This is a genomic window from Arthrobacter sp. 24S4-2 (assembly GCF_005280255.1).
Taxonomy (GTDB): Bacteria; Actinomycetota; Actinomycetes; order Actinomycetales; family Micrococcaceae; genus Arthrobacter.
Map to the genome: position 1 here is coordinate 3,858,809 of NZ_CP040018.1, position 14,565 is coordinate 3,873,373.

At 66.8% G+C, this 14,565-nt stretch carries 14 protein-coding genes and 1 riboswitch; of the genes, 7 read left to right on the plus strand and 7 right to left on the minus strand.

Translation table 11 applies throughout. From position 1 onward, the window contains the following. Positions 1-52: 52 nt before the first annotated feature. From FCN77_RS17870 to thiO, 3 genes are all read right to left on the minus strand, one after another. Positions 53-874, minus strand: coding sequence for a thiazole synthase (locus FCN77_RS17870; RefSeq protein ID WP_302645738.1), 822 nt, complete (start codon positions 872-874; stop codon positions 53-55). Between the two features lie 5 nt (positions 875-879). Next, the gene (thiS, locus tag FCN77_RS17875) at positions 880-1,116 is read right to left on the minus strand and encodes a sulfur carrier protein ThiS (protein ID WP_137323349.1); all 237 of its coding nucleotides are present in this window, start codon (positions 1,114-1,116) and stop codon (positions 880-882) included. Continuing rightward, the gene (gene thiO / locus FCN77_RS17880; protein WP_137323350.1) at positions 1,113-2,414 is read right to left on the minus strand and encodes a glycine oxidase ThiO; all 1,302 of its coding nucleotides are present in this window, start codon (positions 2,412-2,414) and stop codon (positions 1,113-1,115) included. Before thiO ends, thiS begins: the two co-directional genes overlap by 4 nt. Next, positions 2,406-2,526, minus strand: a riboswitch (TPP riboswitch). (Overlaps the previous gene by 9 nt.) Before the next feature lie 26 nt (positions 2,527-2,552). On the opposite strand from thiO, the gene thiE reads away from it, so the two are divergent. After that, a complete protein-coding gene (gene thiE, locus FCN77_RS17885) occupies positions 2,553-3,260 on the plus strand; it encodes a thiamine phosphate synthase (RefSeq protein WP_137323351.1) in 708 nt (235 codons plus the stop codon). Between the two features lie 38 nt (positions 3,261-3,298). On the opposite strand, the gene FCN77_RS17890 is transcribed toward thiE, so the two are convergent. Next, positions 3,299-3,973 carry a ferritin-like fold-containing protein gene (locus tag FCN77_RS17890; protein WP_137323352.1) on the minus strand — a complete coding sequence of 225 codons (675 nt, stop codon included), beginning with the start codon at positions 3,971-3,973 and terminating at the stop codon, positions 3,299-3,301. Between the two features lie 40 nt (positions 3,974-4,013). Here FCN77_RS17890 and FCN77_RS17895 point away from each other — a divergent pair, with 40 nt between their 5' ends. The 3 genes from FCN77_RS17895 to FCN77_RS17905 all read left to right on the plus strand — a co-directional run bounded on the left by FCN77_RS17895 (position 4,014) and on the right by FCN77_RS17905 (position 8,412). After that, complete coding sequence (locus FCN77_RS17895; protein ID WP_137323353.1) at positions 4,014-5,486, plus strand: RNB domain-containing ribonuclease; 1,473 nt, start codon at positions 4,014-4,016, stop codon at positions 5,484-5,486. 290 nt (positions 5,487-5,776) lie between these two features. Continuing rightward, a complete protein-coding gene (locus FCN77_RS17900) occupies positions 5,777-7,531 on the plus strand; it encodes a DEAD/DEAH box helicase (protein ID WP_137323354.1) in 1,755 nt (584 codons plus the stop codon). 8 nt (positions 7,532-7,539) lie between these two features. Beyond that, positions 7,540-8,412, plus strand: coding sequence for a site-specific DNA-methyltransferase (locus tag FCN77_RS17905; RefSeq protein WP_137323355.1), 873 nt, complete (start codon positions 7,540-7,542; stop codon positions 8,410-8,412). A gap of 69 nt (positions 8,413-8,481) precedes the next feature. On the opposite strand, the gene FCN77_RS17910 is transcribed toward FCN77_RS17905, so the two are convergent. After that, complete coding sequence (locus tag FCN77_RS17910; protein ID WP_137323356.1) at positions 8,482-9,330, minus strand: PHP domain-containing protein; 849 nt, start codon at positions 9,328-9,330, stop codon at positions 8,482-8,484. Between the two features lie 29 nt (positions 9,331-9,359). Beyond that, complete coding sequence (locus tag FCN77_RS17915) at positions 9,360-9,785, minus strand: ester cyclase (RefSeq protein ID WP_137323357.1); 426 nt, start codon at positions 9,783-9,785, stop codon at positions 9,360-9,362. A gap of 179 nt (positions 9,786-9,964) precedes the next feature. Here FCN77_RS17915 and FCN77_RS17920 point away from each other — a divergent pair, with 179 nt between their 5' ends. Further along, positions 9,965-11,557: an aminopeptidase P family protein gene (locus tag FCN77_RS17920; RefSeq protein ID WP_137323358.1), complete on the plus strand. Its 1,593-nt coding sequence runs from the start codon at positions 9,965-9,967 to the stop codon at positions 11,555-11,557. A gap of 62 nt (positions 11,558-11,619) precedes the next feature. Here the strand turns inward: FCN77_RS17920 and FCN77_RS17925 are convergent, their stop codons facing one another. After that, entirely contained in the window at positions 11,620-12,498 is an 879-nt protein-coding gene (locus FCN77_RS17925; RefSeq protein WP_175417303.1) for a general stress protein, read from the minus strand. A 76-nt stretch (positions 12,499-12,574) separates the two neighbouring features. On the opposite strand from FCN77_RS17925, the gene FCN77_RS17930 reads away from it, so the two are divergent. Both FCN77_RS17930 and FCN77_RS17935 read left to right on the plus strand, forming a co-directional pair. Beyond that, positions 12,575-13,858: a CBS domain-containing protein gene (locus tag FCN77_RS17930; RefSeq protein ID WP_137323360.1), complete on the plus strand. Its 1,284-nt coding sequence runs from the start codon at positions 12,575-12,577 to the stop codon at positions 13,856-13,858. Continuing rightward, positions 13,839-14,561, plus strand: coding sequence for a DUF1003 domain-containing protein (locus FCN77_RS17935; RefSeq protein ID WP_137323361.1), 723 nt, complete (start codon positions 13,839-13,841; stop codon positions 14,559-14,561). Before FCN77_RS17930 ends, FCN77_RS17935 begins: the two co-directional genes overlap by 20 nt. Positions 14,562-14,565 lie beyond the last annotated feature (4 nt).

Here is a 14,565-nt window from a genome sequence, read left to right on the forward strand (position 1 = left end):
CTTGGTGGTCCGGAATGAGCCCGCTCCCTAGTGCCGGCGGATGCCGCCGGGCCTACAGGAACTCAGCCCGGCCCTCCATGGCCGACGACGCCAGGGCGTGCTCGCGGCGCGGGATCCGGCCGGCCGCTTTCGCCAGCCTACCCGCGATAACGGCGTGTTTGAAGGCCTCCCCCATCAGGGCCGGATTCTGTGCCCTGGTGACCGCGGTGGCCAGCAGGACGGCGTCGCAGCCAAGTTCCATGGCAAGCGCCGCGTCGGACGCAGTGCCGATACCGGCGTCCAGCACCACGGGAACGGAGGCCCGGGAAACGATCAGTTCGATGTTGTGCGGGTTCAGGATGCCCAGGCCGGTGCCGATCGGCGAACCGAGCGGCATCACCGCGGTGGCTCCGAGGTTCTCCAGCCGCAGCGCCAGCACGGGGTCGTCGTTGGTGTAGGCGAACACCTTGAACCCGCGGTTCACGAGTTGCTCGGTGGCGTCAACCAGTTCCACGGCATCCGGCAGGAGGGTGTGCTCATCGGCAATCACCTCGAGCTTTACCCAGTCCGTTTCCAGGGCCTCGCGCGCCAGTTCAGCGGTCATGATGGCGTCCTTGGCGGTGAAGCACCCCGCGGTGTTGGGCAGGACCCGGATGTTGTGGTCCACCAGGAGCTGGAACAGCGAACCTGTTTCAGCCGGCGAGTAACGGCGCATGGCCACGGTGGTCAGCTCCGTGCCCGACGCGATCAGTGCCGCGCCGAGGCCGTCCAGGCTGGGCGCGCCGCCGGTGCCCATGATCAGCCTCGATCCCAACGGGACACCGTCCACGATGAAGGGATCTGCTACCGCGTGCTGCGCTGCCCCGGTGACGCCGGCAACCGTTGTTCCTGCCATGAAGCTCAACCTCCCTGTACTGCTGTTACGAGTTCGACGTCGTCGCCCTCGGTGAGCGCGGTGACGTACCACTGGCTCCGGGGCACCACCTCCGAGTTCCGGGCCACCGCCACTCCGAGCTTCCGGCCGTCGGCGGCCTGCCCGTTGGGGGCGAGGTTCCTACCGGTGACCTGGCTGATGAGGGTGGTGACCGAAGCGCCGTCGTCGACAGCGTGGACCGCGCCATTCAGTTTGATGTTCATGCTGTTTCCTTGTTCGGGTCAATTGTGACAAAGTCTGCCGTCGTCGCCGGACGGCGGGAAAACCGGTCCGGCCGGAACGGCGCCCAACGCGGGTCGGCGTTGCCGTCCATGAGCTGCCGGCAGATGGACGCCGCCGCGGGTGTGAGCAGGACGCCGTGCCGGAAGAAACCGGTCGCGATGATCAGCCCTGCGATGTCCCGGCCGGTATCGGCAGCGGCAACCCGTCCCAGAAGCGGCGCGTTGTCCGGGGTTCCCGGACGGGCCCTCGCCGTGGCTTCCAGCAGTTCCAGTTCGGCGACGGCGGGCACCAGCACCTGGGCGTCGCGGAGCAGTTGGTAGACGCCGCCGGCTGAAACGCCGGAGTGCGCCGGAGCCGCGTTTCCGGCTCCGCGGTCCGCGGTGCCAGTGCCAGAAAGGGAGTCCTCCCGCTGGGTGGCGCCGATCACCACCGTTCCGTCCTGCCGCGGAACGATGTACACCGGGACCCCGTGGACCATGCCACGGACTGTGGACGTGAGCAGCGGTTGCAGGTACCCGGGAACCCGGAGGCGCAGGATGTCGCCGTACACGGGGCGGAGCGGCAGCTTCAGCCTCGCGGGCAACCCGTCGAGGGCGGCGGAACCCAGTCCGTTGGCAACGATGGTCTCCCCGGCGCGGACGGCATTTCCCCCCGACAGGCGGACGCCGCTGACCCGTCCTTCCTCCCAGAGCAGCCCGGCGGCCGGCTCACGGACGGCGGAGCCAGGAAGGGACTCAGCAATGCGGACCAGGAGCTTGCGGGGATCCACCTGATGATCCGCCGGGATGTTGAACGCGCAGGAGATGCCCGGGCTCAGCAGCGGCTCCCGGGTCCTTGCCTCCCTGACCGTCAGCGGTTCCACCGTCAGGCCACTGGCCTGCTGGACGCCTCGCAGGTCGGCGAGCGCCCGGCGGTCGGCGGCGTCGGCGCCCACGGCGAGGGTCGACGTCGTGAGGTATCCGGTACCGGTGCCCCCGGCAGCAGGCCCGCGTGAATCAAGTCCCGCCGCGAACGCGGGCCACAGGCCCGAAGAGTGGAGCATGAGTTCCAGGAGTTCTTCCTCCTGGTAGTGGAGTTCGCTGACGGGCGCCAGCATGCCGGCCGCGGCCCAGCTCGCACCTGTTCCGGGAGCGTCGTCGATAAGGGCCACGGACCGTCCCGACTGCAGCGCTTCCCATGCGATGCCGTGGCCGATGACCCCTCCGCCTATCACGGCGACGTCCACCCGGATATCCCGGCCGCGCACAGAAGGGCCGTCAGGTGCTGATTGGGGGTACATTCGATTCCTTCCCTACGCCGGTACTAACCGGATCAGGTCAAGCGGTCGGCTCTGACGCCCTCTCAGCCCTGCAGCTTTGTGACAGCTCCAGCGGGCTCCCGCGGTACCTGCCCAGTTTAGAGGAACTAGGCTGGTGCCATGACCCAGCAAGCCGTCCACACCAACGCCCGCCTGTACCTGTGCACCGATGCCCGTGCGGACAGGGGCGATTTCGAAGACTTTGTTAATGCCGCATATTCCGGCGGCGTTGACATCATCCAGCTCCGCGACAAGACCATTGAAGCCGCCGAGGAGCTCGAACTGCTGGAGGTGCTGAAGGCGGCCGCCAGCCGCCATGGCAGGCCGTGGGCGGTCAACGACCGGGCGGACATTGCGTCCCTGTCCGAGGCGCCGGTCTTCCACATCGGCCAGAAGGACCTTCCGCTCGCCTCGGCCCGGACAATCCTCGGCGATGACGCCGTGATCGGGCTGTCAACCCACAGCCCGGAGCAGATCGACGCTGCGGTCGCCGCTTCGCCGGGGCCCGGCGGGCTGGACTACTTCTGCGTCGGGCCGGTGTGGGCAACCCCCACCAAGCCCGGCCGTGCCGCCGTGGGCCTCGACCTGGTCCGCTACGCGGCCAGGGCCACCGGCAAAACACCCGCCAAAACAGCTGCCAGCGCGGCTGAGGGCACGGTTGACAGTCCGCTCCTCCCCTGGTTCGCCATCGGAGGAATCGACCTGGGCAACGTTGAGCAGGTGGTTGCGGCCGGAGCCCGGCGCATTGTGGTGGTCCGCGCCATCACCGACGCCGACGACCCCGCCGGGGCGGCGCGGTCGCTATTGGAGGCACTCGACGCCGCCTAGCTGCGAAGCTAGCCGGTCAGGCGCTAGCCGGTCAGGCGCTAGCCGGTCAGGCCGAGCTGAGTCATACGCTTGGAGTGGTTTCCGGCCAGGCCGGTGATGAGGCCGCCCACGAGTTCCTTCGCGGCGGCGTCGTCCTCGCCGGCGATCAGGCCGCCCAGGAAGGCGTGCTCGTAGCTGACGCGCTGCGCCTGCGTCAGGGCCTCGCCCAGGAGCCGCCTGCCCCACAGGGCAAGGCGGGACGCAAGCCGGGGATCATCGGCCAAAGCGCTTTTCAGCCGTTCGCGAAGCACTTCCGTCGTCTCCTCGGAATCCTGGATCTGCTCGATGAGTTCCCGCGTGCCTGCATCCGCATACCTCGAGATGGCGCGGTAGAAGTCCGCGGAAACCGTGTCGATTACGTAGGCCTTCATCAGCGATTCGTACCAGTCGGCCGGGCGCGTCCGCTCGTGGAAATAGTCAACAGCCGCCTGGAACGGCAGCATGGCGTCCTCGGCGTCGATGTCCATCGCTTGCAGCCGGGCATTCACCAGCTCGTAGTGCCGGAACTCCACCACGGCAATCCTGCCCAGCACGGCGCGGTCGTGGAGAGTCGGAGAGTACCGCGCATCCGCCGAGAACCGCTCAAACGCCGACAGTTCCCCGTAGGCCATCATTCCAAACAGGTCTGACACGAAACGGTTGTAGCGAGCGGTGTCTGCCGGGGATGAGCTCATCATTCAAGACTAATGGCGCAAATCGAGCTAACCTGACTTCGTGTCACATCATCACCTGACTCCGAGTGTCCACGAACAGACCAACCGTCTGAGCGAGGCGCTGAACGCGCTGCGAACGGAGCTTGAGCTTCCCGGGCCTTTTCCCGAGGACGCACTGAAGGATGCCCTGGCAGCTGTCGCGGACCATAAGATGCCGGAATCCGACCTCACCGCCGTGGAATTCGTGACCATAGATCCGCCATCCTCCACTGACCTGGACCAGGCTCTTTTCATTGAACGGACGGGCGGGGGCTACAAGGTCCTCTATGCCATCGCCGACGTGCCCTCCTTCGTGGCGCCGGGCGGGGCGCTCGACGCCGAAACCCGCCGCCGCGGGCAGACCTTCTACGCCCCCGACGGGCGGATTCCGCTCCACCCGGAAGCCATCAGCGAACACGCCGGCAGCCTGCTTGCCGGCCAGTTGTGCGCCGCCTTTGTCTGGGAGTTCGAGCTGGATGCGGCCGCGCACGTGCAGTCCGTGCTGGTGCGCCGGGCCAAGATCCGGAGCCGGGCGAAGCTCAGCTACAGGAACGTACAGGAGGACCTCGATTCCGGCCGCGCCGCTCCGGTCCTGCAGCTCCTGAAGGAAGTGGGGCTGAAGCGCGTGGAACTGGAGAGGCTGCGCGGCGGCGCAAGCCTGAACATGCCGGACCAGGAAATCCAGCAGCTGCCCGACGGCGGCTACCACATCGTCGCGGCGCCTCCACTGCCCGTGGAGGACTGGAACGCCCAGATCTCCCTGATGACAGGCATGGCCGCAGCGGACCTGATGCTTGCAGGCAAGGTGGGCATCCTGCGCACAATGCCGGCACCGGACGAACGCTCCCTGCTGCATTTCAAGCGGCAGACGCACGCACTGGGAAAGCCGTGGGACGGCGAGGCCAGCTACGGCGAGTATCTCCGGTCCCTTGATCCCACCGACCCGCGGCAGCTGGCCATCCTGCACTCTGCCGGCATGCTGTTCCGGGGCGCCGGCTACACACCTTTTGACGGCATTGTTCCGGAAGACGCCATCCAGTCGGCCATCGGTGCGGCCTACGCGCACACCACGGCCCCGCTGCGGCGGCTGATCGACCGCTTCGTCCTGGTGATCTGCGAAGCCCTGAGCAACGGCACCGCTGTTCCCGGTTGGGCACGCGAGGCACTCCCCTCCCTGCCTGAAATCATGGCCGGGTCGGACCAGCTCGCGGCCCGGATGGAGCGCCTGGCCCTTGACACCGTGGGGGCCGCGCTGCTGATCAACCACATCGGGCAGGAGTTCGACGCGGTGGTCATCTCGGGCTCGAAACCGGGCAAGCCGAACGGGAACGGCGGCAACGGGAACGGCAACGGACCGTCCGGCATCATACAGATCGCGGACCCGGCGGTGACGGCCAGGTGCCCCGGCGAGCTTGAATCCGGCACCACCGTCCGGGTCCGGTTGCTTTCCTCGGACATCGCCACGCGTGAGATCAAGCTGGAGCTGGTGGGCTGACTTACGCGGCGTGCCGGGGGCGCCAGTCGGGGATGGTTGCACTCAACAGCTAGACTGAATGAGTAGTAATGGATGCCCGGTCGTTGATTTCCTTGATTTTCGAATTCAACAAGCCCGCCCCTACGCGATCTTGAGATACACCCGCTGGTCACCAGTGCCAGCATTTAGATAGCCCGCGATCGGCTTCCACTGGATTTGCTTGCGCGCCCGAGCGTGCTCCGGAACGGCCTTTTCGGCCGGCCCCGTTGAGCAGGCAGCGCCAATGCCCAAATGAAGAAGGAAACTCCCCTGTGAGCGAACTGCACACGCACCAACTTCTGATCGACGACTCCGGAATAGAGTCGATCGAGCCGGAAGAAACCATCATCTCGGACGAAAAACCGCACGAGATCGAGGAGAAGTCCTTCGCCGACTTCAACGTCCGCGCCGACATCGTGGAGTCCCTGGCCGATGCCGGGATCACCCACCCCTTCCCCATCCAGGCCATGACCCTGCCGGTGGCCCTTGCCGGCCACGACATCATCGGCCAGGCCAAGACCGGCACCGGCAAGACCCTGGGTTTCGGCATTCCCGCCCTGCAGCGGGTCGTGGGCCGGGACGACCCCGGCTTCGACAAGCTGGCAGTCCCCGGCGCGCCGCAGGCACTCGTGATTGTGCCCACCCGCGAACTGGCCGTCCAGGTTGCCAAGGACCTGGAAAACGCCGCCAAAAAGCGCAACGCCCGCATCGCCACGATTTACGGCGGCCGCGCCTATGAGCCCCAGGTCGACGCCCTGCAGAAAGGCGTCGAAATCGTGGTGGGCACGCCCGGCCGCCTGATCGACCTGTACAAGCAGAAGCACCTGAGCCTGAAGAACGTCAAGATCGTCATCCTCGACGAGGCCGACGAAATGCTGGACCTCGGCTTCCTGCCCGACGTCGAGACGCTCATTGCCGGCACTCCGGCGGTACGCCAGACCCTGCTGTTCTCGGCAACCATGCCGGGCCCGGTCATCGCCATGGCCCGCCGCTACATGACCCAGCCCACGCACATCCGCGCCGCCGACCCGGACGACGAGGGCCTCACAAAGCGGGACATCCGCCAGCTCATCTACCGTGCGCACAGCATGGACAAGATCGAGGTCGTCGCGCGCATCCTGCAGGCCCGCGGCCGCGGACGCACCATCATCTTCACCAAGACCAAGCGCACCGCCGCCAAGGTGGCCGAGGAACTCGTGGACCGCGGCTTCGCAGCGGCGGCCATCCACGGTGACCTCGGCCAGGGTGCCCGCGAGCAGGCCCTCCGTGCCTTCCGCAACAACAAGGTGGATGTCCTCGTGGCCACGGACGTCGCCGCCCGCGGCATCGACGTCGACGACGTCACGCACGTGATCAACTACCAGTGCGTCGAAGACGAGAAGATCTACCTGCACCGCGTAGGCCGCACCGGCCGCGCCGGCAACAAGGGCACCGCCGTCACCTTCGTTGACTGGGACGACATGCCGCGCTGGGGCCTGATCAACAAGGCCCTGGGCCTGAGCGTGCCCGAGCCGGTGGAAACGTACTCTTCCTCGCCGCACCTGTTCGAAGAGCTGGACATCCCCGAAGGCACCAAGGGCCGCCTGCCCCGCGACAAGCGCGTGTTGGCCGGTGTCGATGCCGAGGTCCTCGAGGATCTGGGCGAGACCGGCAAGAAAAATGCCCGTTCCGGCGGCCGCGACGGTGCCCGTGACAGCGCCCGCGGCGGAAGCACCGGTGGCGGACGGGACGGCGGCCGCTCAGGCGCACGCGATTCCCGCCGCAGCGAGACCGGTGGCAGCCGGGAGAGCGGCAGCCGTGACAGCGCCCGCTCAGGTGAGCGCCGCCGTCGTACTCCAGACAGCAGCGCCGCAGCCGCTCCGGCAGCCGAGGCAGCACCAGCGGCTGCTGCGGCTTCCGCGCCCGCCGAGGTGGACAGGGCCACCCGCGCCCGCCGCCGCACGCGCACCCGCCGCCGCAACGGCGAAGTGGTTGGCGGCGGTAACGCAGCGCAGGACGGCGCACAACGCGGCAACACCGAGGCCTAAACCCCTCAATGACTGACACCGTCTGGGCGCCGGACGGCAGCAACCTGGTGGTACACGCGGACAACGCGGAATACCTCCCCACGCTGCCGGACGGCGCCTTCACACTCATTTACGTCGACCCGCCCTTCAACACGGGCCGCTCCCAGCGCCGCCAGCAGACCACCATGGTGCGCAACGCGGACGGCGACGGCGATCGCGTGGGATTCAAGGGACGCTCGTATGACACCATCAAGGGCGCCCTGCACAGCTACGACGACGCCTTTAGCGACTACTGGTCGTTCCTGGAACCCAGGCTTGTGGAGGCCTGGCGGCTGCTGTCTGACGACGGCACCCTGTACCTCCACCTGGACTACCGGGAGGTCCACTACGCCAAGGTGATGCTCGATGCCATTTTTGGCCGCGAGTGCTTCCTGAACGAGATCATCTGGGCCTACGACTACGGCGCCCGGGCAAAATTCCGCTGGCCCACGAAACACGACAACATTCTGGTGTACGTCAAGAACCCGGCAAAGTACCACTTCGACAGCGCCGAGGTGGACCGCGAACCGTACATGGCGCCCGGCCTGGTGACACCCGAAAAACGGGAGCTGGGCAAGCTGCCCACGGATGTCTGGTGGCACACCATCGTCTCCCCCACCGGCAAGGAGAAGACCGGCTACCCGACGCAGAAGCCCGAAGGTCTGATCCGCCGCGTTGTGGCCGCCTCAAGCCGTCCCGGCGACTGGTGCCTGGACTTCTTCGCCGGCTCCGGGACCCTCGGCGCCGTGGCCGCCAAGCTCAACAGGAAATTCGTCTGCGTGGACCAGAACCAGCCGGCCATCGATGTCATGGCTGACCGCCTCGGCGCCCACGCGACGTTCACCTCGTTCCCGCCCAACTGACTCGCATTCAACGTCGTCATTCGCGGTTTTCAGAGCGTTAACTGCCAGCTACTTGGGGGCACGCCCAGTTCACGGCCGCACGACGGCGGTCCCGGTGGCGAGCTCCTCGATCCTCGCCAGGACCTCTGGCGACGTCAGGTTCTCGCCCAGCAGGTTCGGTTTTCCCGTGCCGTGATAGTCGGAGGAACCCGTCACCAGCAGGCCGTGCTCTTCGGCGAGCGCCCGGAGGTACGCCCGTCCGTCTTCAGGGTTGTCGCGGTGTTCGATCTCCAGGCCCGCGAGTCCGGCGTCGATCATTTCCAGGTAAGTGCGCCTGCCCACCACCCGGCCGCGGGCGGACGCCACCGGATGGGCGAACACCGGAACGCCGCCGGCTGCCCGGACCAGTGCCACGGCAGTGGCCGGATGCGGCGCGTAGTGCTGAACGAAGTACCGGGAATGCGACGTCAGGATCGAGGCGAAGGCCTCCGTCCTGTCCGCGACCACGCCGGCCGCCACCAGCGCGTCGGCGATGTGCGGCCGGCCCAGCGTTGCACCGGGCGCCACGTGGTGGATAACGTCGTCCCACGTCAGCGGGTAATCCTCGGCAAGGAGGGTGACCATGCGTTCGGCCCGGGTGAGGCGGGCGTCCTTGGCCTTGGTGATTTCCTCGAGCAGGCCCGGATGCGAGGGATCATGCAGGTAGCTGAGGAGATGCACGCTGATGCCCTCATCGGTACGGCAGGAAATCTCCATCCCGGGCACCAGTGCGACCCCTTCCTCGCGGGCCGCCAGGGATGCTTCCGCCCAGCCGTCGGTGGAGTCATGGTCGGTCAGGGCCACCACGTCCAGGCCCGCCGCCGCAGCGGCCGCCATCACCACCGCAGGCGGCTCCGTGCCGTCGGAAACATTCGAGTGGGCATGCAGATCAATCCTCACCTGCCCAGCCTAGTAGATGGGCGCCGCAGTCATTCCCCGGGCATACCGATTACGCCGAGCTGCTGCATGAGGGCCAGATCGTCCCTGTTGGACCAGTGCTCGACAATCCGCCCCTGCTCGATCCGGTGCACGGCCACGGCGGTCTCCCGCAACTTCGCACCTGTGGCGGGGAGGGGACCCGGGAGCTCGGCCTCGTGGGTTCCGTACGCCGTCAGCCGGGTTACCACCTTGTCGCCCTCGGCGATCTGGTCCTCGATCTCGTGCCGCCCGGGAGTCGCCTTCCAGAAAATACGGAAGGCCGCCTTAAGGCCCTCCCGTCCGCCCGGCATTCCTGGAAACGGAGGGTTGTGGTCAAGATAATCCTCCGCAACCAACTCATCCATCGCGTCGATGTTTCCGGCGTCGATTTCTTCGTAGAACCGTCTGATAAGAGCCTTGTTGTCGTCCGTTTCCATGGCCGTCTTTCCGGTTGTTCGCGGACGCCCGCCCATTTGCGGACAATTCCCCGTGGGTGCACATCGTAGACCCAAACGCGGCCACGCGGGAGACCACCCATTCAGGCCCGTACCCATGGGCTGGAGTGACCGTTTCCCACCGTTGGCCTAAGCCGCTCCGCTGGTGAGACTATGGGACGGTGAACGATGCAGAAAACACCCACAACGGTGAAACGACAGCAAACCAGCCCCTCGAAGAGCGCGTCAACAACCGCTCGCAGCGGCCCAGTTCCGACGCCTTCAAGGCCTTTATGGCCAGTAACTGGGCGCCCTCGGCACAGGAGCTCCCCGATCGGGACGCCGTGGCCGACCACGCCGCACTCCGCCGCCGCACCATTTCGGGCCTGTTCAAAGGCGAACGCCTGGTGGTCCCTGCCGGGCCGCTGAAGGTCCGCTCCAATGACTGCGACTACCGCTTCCGCCCGCACTCCGGATTCGCGCACCTGACCGGACTCGGCCTGGACCATGAGCCCGACGCCGTGCTCATCCTGGAACCCGTTGAAGAAGGCAAGGGCGACGACGGCGGGAACCACCGGGCCACGCTCTACTTCCGCCCCCTGGCCGGCCGGGACACCGAACAGTTCTACGCCGACTCCCGCTCCGGCGAATTCTGGATCGGTGCACGCCCCACACTCGCGGAATTCGAGCGGCGGCTGGGCCTCGCCACGGCCCACATCGATCAGCTTGAACTGGCCATCACCAAGAATGTGGGCGCCCCCGAAATCGGCGGCATCTCCATCCGGCTGGTGCGCAAAGTGGACGAGAACATCGACGCCCTCGTGGATACGGCCCGCTACAACACGGCCAAGGACCCGGACAACCTGGACCTGGGCGTGCTGGATGCCCTCGACGAGAAGCTCACCGAAGCCCTGTCCGAACTCCGCCTGCTCAAGGACGCGTGGGAGATCGAGCAGATGCGGACCGCCGTGGCCGCCACCGTGGAAGGGTTCACCGAAGTGGTCAGGGCCCTCCCCCGCGCCCTGACGCACCAGCGCGGCGAGCGCGTGGTCGAAGGCGCCTTCTTCGCCCGCGCCCGGGAAGAAGGAAACGAACTGGGCTACGACACCATCGCGGCGTCCGGAAACAACGCCACCGTGCTGCACTGGACCCGGAACACCGGCAAGGTCAATGCAGGAGAACTGCTGCTGCTGGACGCCGGGGTCGAAGCCGATTCCCTCTACACCGCGGACGTCACCCGTACCCTGCCGTCCAACGGTACCTTCACCGACATCCAGCGGAAGGTGTACGAGGCAGTGCTGGACGCAGCCGACGCCGGCTTTGCCGCGGCGCAGCCCGGCACCAAATTCCGGGACATCCACACCGCCGCCACCACCGTCCTGGCGGAGCGGCTGGCCGAATGGGGTCTGCTGCCGGTGTCCGTCGAGGAAGCCATCAGCCCAGAGGGCCAGCAGCACCGCCGGTGGATGCCGCACGGCACCAGCCACCACCTCGGCCTGGACGTGCACGACTGCGCGCAGGCCAAGCGCGAGCTCTACCTGGACGGCATCCTCACCCCGGGCATGGTGTTCACGATCGAGCCCGGCCTGTACTTCAAGAACGAGGACCTCGCCATTCCGGCGGAGTACCGCGGCATCGGAGTCCGGATCGAAGACGACATCGTCATGACCGCCGACGGTCCCGTAAACCTCAGCGCGGCGCTGCCGCGCAAGGCCGACGACGTCGAGTCCTGGATGGCTGGTATCTACCAGGAAATCGACCACCAGCAGCCGTAAGGCATACGCAGAAGGCCTCCGCCCGGATCTCGTCCGGACGGAGGCCTTATGTGTTCCCCGGGCTACTGCTGTGTGTTGCCCTCGGCGGGCCCCTGCTTGGGGCCTTCCTCCTGTACGGGGGCATCGCTTACGCGGACGCCGTACTGCGGCCGGCCGTCCGGCAGGTCCGGATAGCGCACTGCGGGTGTGGGCGCGGCCCGGTGCTGTCCGTGCTCAGGCGATACTGGCTGCGCTCCCTGGCCAGGCGCCGGAGCGGCTGACGGCCCGCCCGCGGACGGCTCGCTGCCGGTTTCGGGAGCCCGCTGGCCATAGGGGTCGTTCCAGCCCGCGGGACGCTGCGGTCCGGTTCCCTGCTGCGGACCGTGCTGGTGCCCGGGCTGCTGGTTCTGGTAGTCCCGCTGGCCGTACGGCGCGGCACCTGCGGACGCATCAGAGGTGGACATAGGCAGCTGCTGAAGCAGGCGCCGGGCTTCGTGGGCGGCTTCAAACGCCACCACAACGTCGTAATTGGTGGCCACCACCTGGCTGGTCGACGTGAAGTCGCGCTTCCCGCGCTGCATGGCGTAGGTGACGATGCCAAAGAGCATAAAGAACGCCGCACCCATGAGCACCGAGGTCACGATCGAGAAGTAGCCGCCGGTGGGCGAGAAGAAGGACAGCATGACGCCGACGAACAGGCCAAACCACATGCCGCTCAGTGCGCCTGACAACGCGACCCTGGGGTAGCTCAGCCGGCCGGTAACCCGCTCCACCATCTTCAGGTCGTTGCCCACAATAGACACGAGCTGCACGGGGAACTGCTGGTCGGCGAGGTAGTCCACCGCCTTTTGGGCATCCAGGTAGGAGGTATACGAACCGACGGTGTCGCCTACGGGAACCGTACGGAATTCGTCTGGCCCGTTCGGGACACCAGCCTTGGGAGCACCAAAAATGTTTGACATACATCCATTCTTGCCCATCCGGCTGTGCGTGGGCTGAAATTCAGCTAAAAGAGAGCAGACTCGGTAGCCTGTACAAGTGAGCACAAATCTTTCGCGGGTGTTTGTTGCGCGCCTTCTCGGACTGGATGTCTTCGACCCACTGGGCGACCGGCTGGGTAGGCTGCGCGATGTCGTCGTTCTCTCGCGCGGCACCCGGGGCGCCCCGCACGTCGTGGGCATAGTGGTCGAAGTACCCGGCAAGAAACGGGTCTTCGTCCCAATGACGCGCATCACCTCGATCGACCAGACCCAGGTCATCTGCACCGGCCTGGTCAACCTCCGCCGTTTCGAGCAGCGCGGCGCGGAGACCCTCGTGGTGGCCGAAATGTTCGACCGCCGCGTGACCCTCGCGGACGGCAGCGGCGACGCCACTATCGAGGACATCGCGATGGACCGGCACCGTTCCGGCGACTGGTTCGTCAGCAAGCTGTTCGTCCGCCGCGGCCACTCCCTCTCACCGCTGAGCAGGCTCCGCCGCAACGAGACCATGATCATCGACTGGGCCGATGCCCAGCAGGGCGCCCGCACCGAACCGCAGGCCGCCACCCAGTTCGTCGCCACGCACGAGGACCTGAAGCCCGCCGACTTCGCCGAGGCGCTGCAGGAAATGAGCGACAAGCGCCGTTTCGAAGTGGCCAGCGAACTGCAGGACGAACGGCTCGCGGACGTCCTGCAGGAGATGCGCGAAGGCGACCAGGTGGAAATCCTGTCCGCCCTCGACGTCAACCGTGCCGCCGACGTGCTGGAGGAGATGGACCCGGACGACGCCGCCGACCTCCTCGCGGAACTGCCGTCGGCGCAGGCCGAAGAACTGCTCCAGCTCATGGAGCCGGAAGGAGCGGAGGACGTCAGGCGCCTCCTGGAATATGACGAGGACACTGCCGGCGGCCTCATGACCCCCGTCCCGGTGATCCTCCCGCCCGAGGCGACCGTGGCCGAAGCGCTGGCCCACGTCCGGCGGGAAGAACTCTCACCGGCCCTGGCGTCATCGATCTTCATTGCCCGTCCCCCGCTGGAGACGCCCACCGGGCGCTTCCTGGGCGTGGTCCACATCCAGCAACTGCTCCGCTACCCGCCGCCGGAGCCGCTCGGCAACCTGGTGGACAAGACCCTCGAACCCGTCTCGGACCAGGCGCACATCAGCGAGGTGGCCCGGACGCTGGCCACCTACAACTTGAACTCACTTCCCGTGGTCAACGCCGACGGACGCCTTGTGGGGGCGGTGACTGTTGACGACGTGCTGGATCACCTGTTGCCCGATGACTGGCGTGCCCACGAGGACGACGTCCCGATAAGGAAGCTTGGAGGCCGCATTGGCTGATAACACCGCCTCACGAAACTACAGCACCCGGCCGGGCAGCAAGGACGCGGGCAAAGGCAGCCTCGATACGCCCCTGAGCGGGCGGCAGCGCATTCTTCCCAAGTTTTCGCCCAATCCCGATGCGTTCGGTCATGCCACGGAAGGCTTTGCCCGTTTTATGGGCACTCCGCAGTTCCTCGTCTACATGACGATCTTCTGTCTTTTCTGGCTGATCTGGAACACCTGGGCGCCGGAGGACTGGCAGTTCGACTCCAAGGCCCTTGGCTACACGCTGCTGACCCTGATGCTGTCCCTCCAGGCCTCCTATGCCGCCCCGCTGCTGCTGCTCGCCCAGAACCGCCAGGACGACCGCGACCGGGTGTCCCTCCAGCAGGACCGGCAGCGCGCCGAACGCAACCTCTCCGACACCGAGTACCTCACCAGGGAGCTGGCCTCCTTGCGCATCGCGCTCCGCGAGGTCGCCACGCGCGACTACGTCCGCGCCGAGCTCCGCAGCCTCCTCGAGGACATGCTGGAGGCGCAGGAGGAACTCCGCACCCATGATCCGTCCGGCGCCGGAAGCCACGAATCGCCCAAGGACAAAGTCAAAGAGAAGCTGAAGGAACGCCGCGATAAGCAGCGCAACCCGCGCACCCAGCAGATCCCGAAGGTCAAACCGGAAAAGCCCGGTTCCCCTGCGCACCTCAACACCCCTGAAAGCTGAGCAC

Excerpts from the sequence above, each read along its gene's own strand:
- FCN77_RS17870 (WP_302645738.1), bottom strand. The coding sequence starts at position 874 with ATGGCAGGAACAACGGTTGCCGGCGTCACCGGGGCAGCGCAGCACGCG.
- thiS (WP_137323349.1), bottom strand. The coding sequence starts at position 1,116 with ATGAACATCAAACTGAATGGCGCGGTCCACGCTGTCGACGACGGCGCT.
- thiO (WP_137323350.1), bottom strand. The coding sequence starts at position 2,414 with ATGTACCCCCAATCAGCACCTGACGGCCCTTCTGTGCGCGGCCGGGAT.
- thiE (WP_137323351.1), top strand. The coding sequence starts at position 2,553 with ATGACCCAGCAAGCCGTCCACACCAACGCCCGCCTGTACCTGTGCACC.
- FCN77_RS17890 (WP_137323352.1), bottom strand. The coding sequence starts at position 3,973 with ATGAGCTCATCCCCGGCAGACACCGCTCGCTACAACCGTTTCGTGTCA.
- FCN77_RS17905 (WP_137323355.1), top strand. The coding sequence starts at position 7,540 with ATGACTGACACCGTCTGGGCGCCGGACGGCAGCAACCTGGTGGTACAC.
- FCN77_RS17915 (WP_137323357.1), bottom strand. The coding sequence starts at position 9,785 with ATGGAAACGGACGACAACAAGGCTCTTATCAGACGGTTCTACGAAGAA.
- FCN77_RS17925 (WP_175417303.1), bottom strand. The coding sequence starts at position 12,498 with ATGTCAAACATTTTTGGTGCTCCCAAGGCTGGTGTCCCGAACGGGCCA.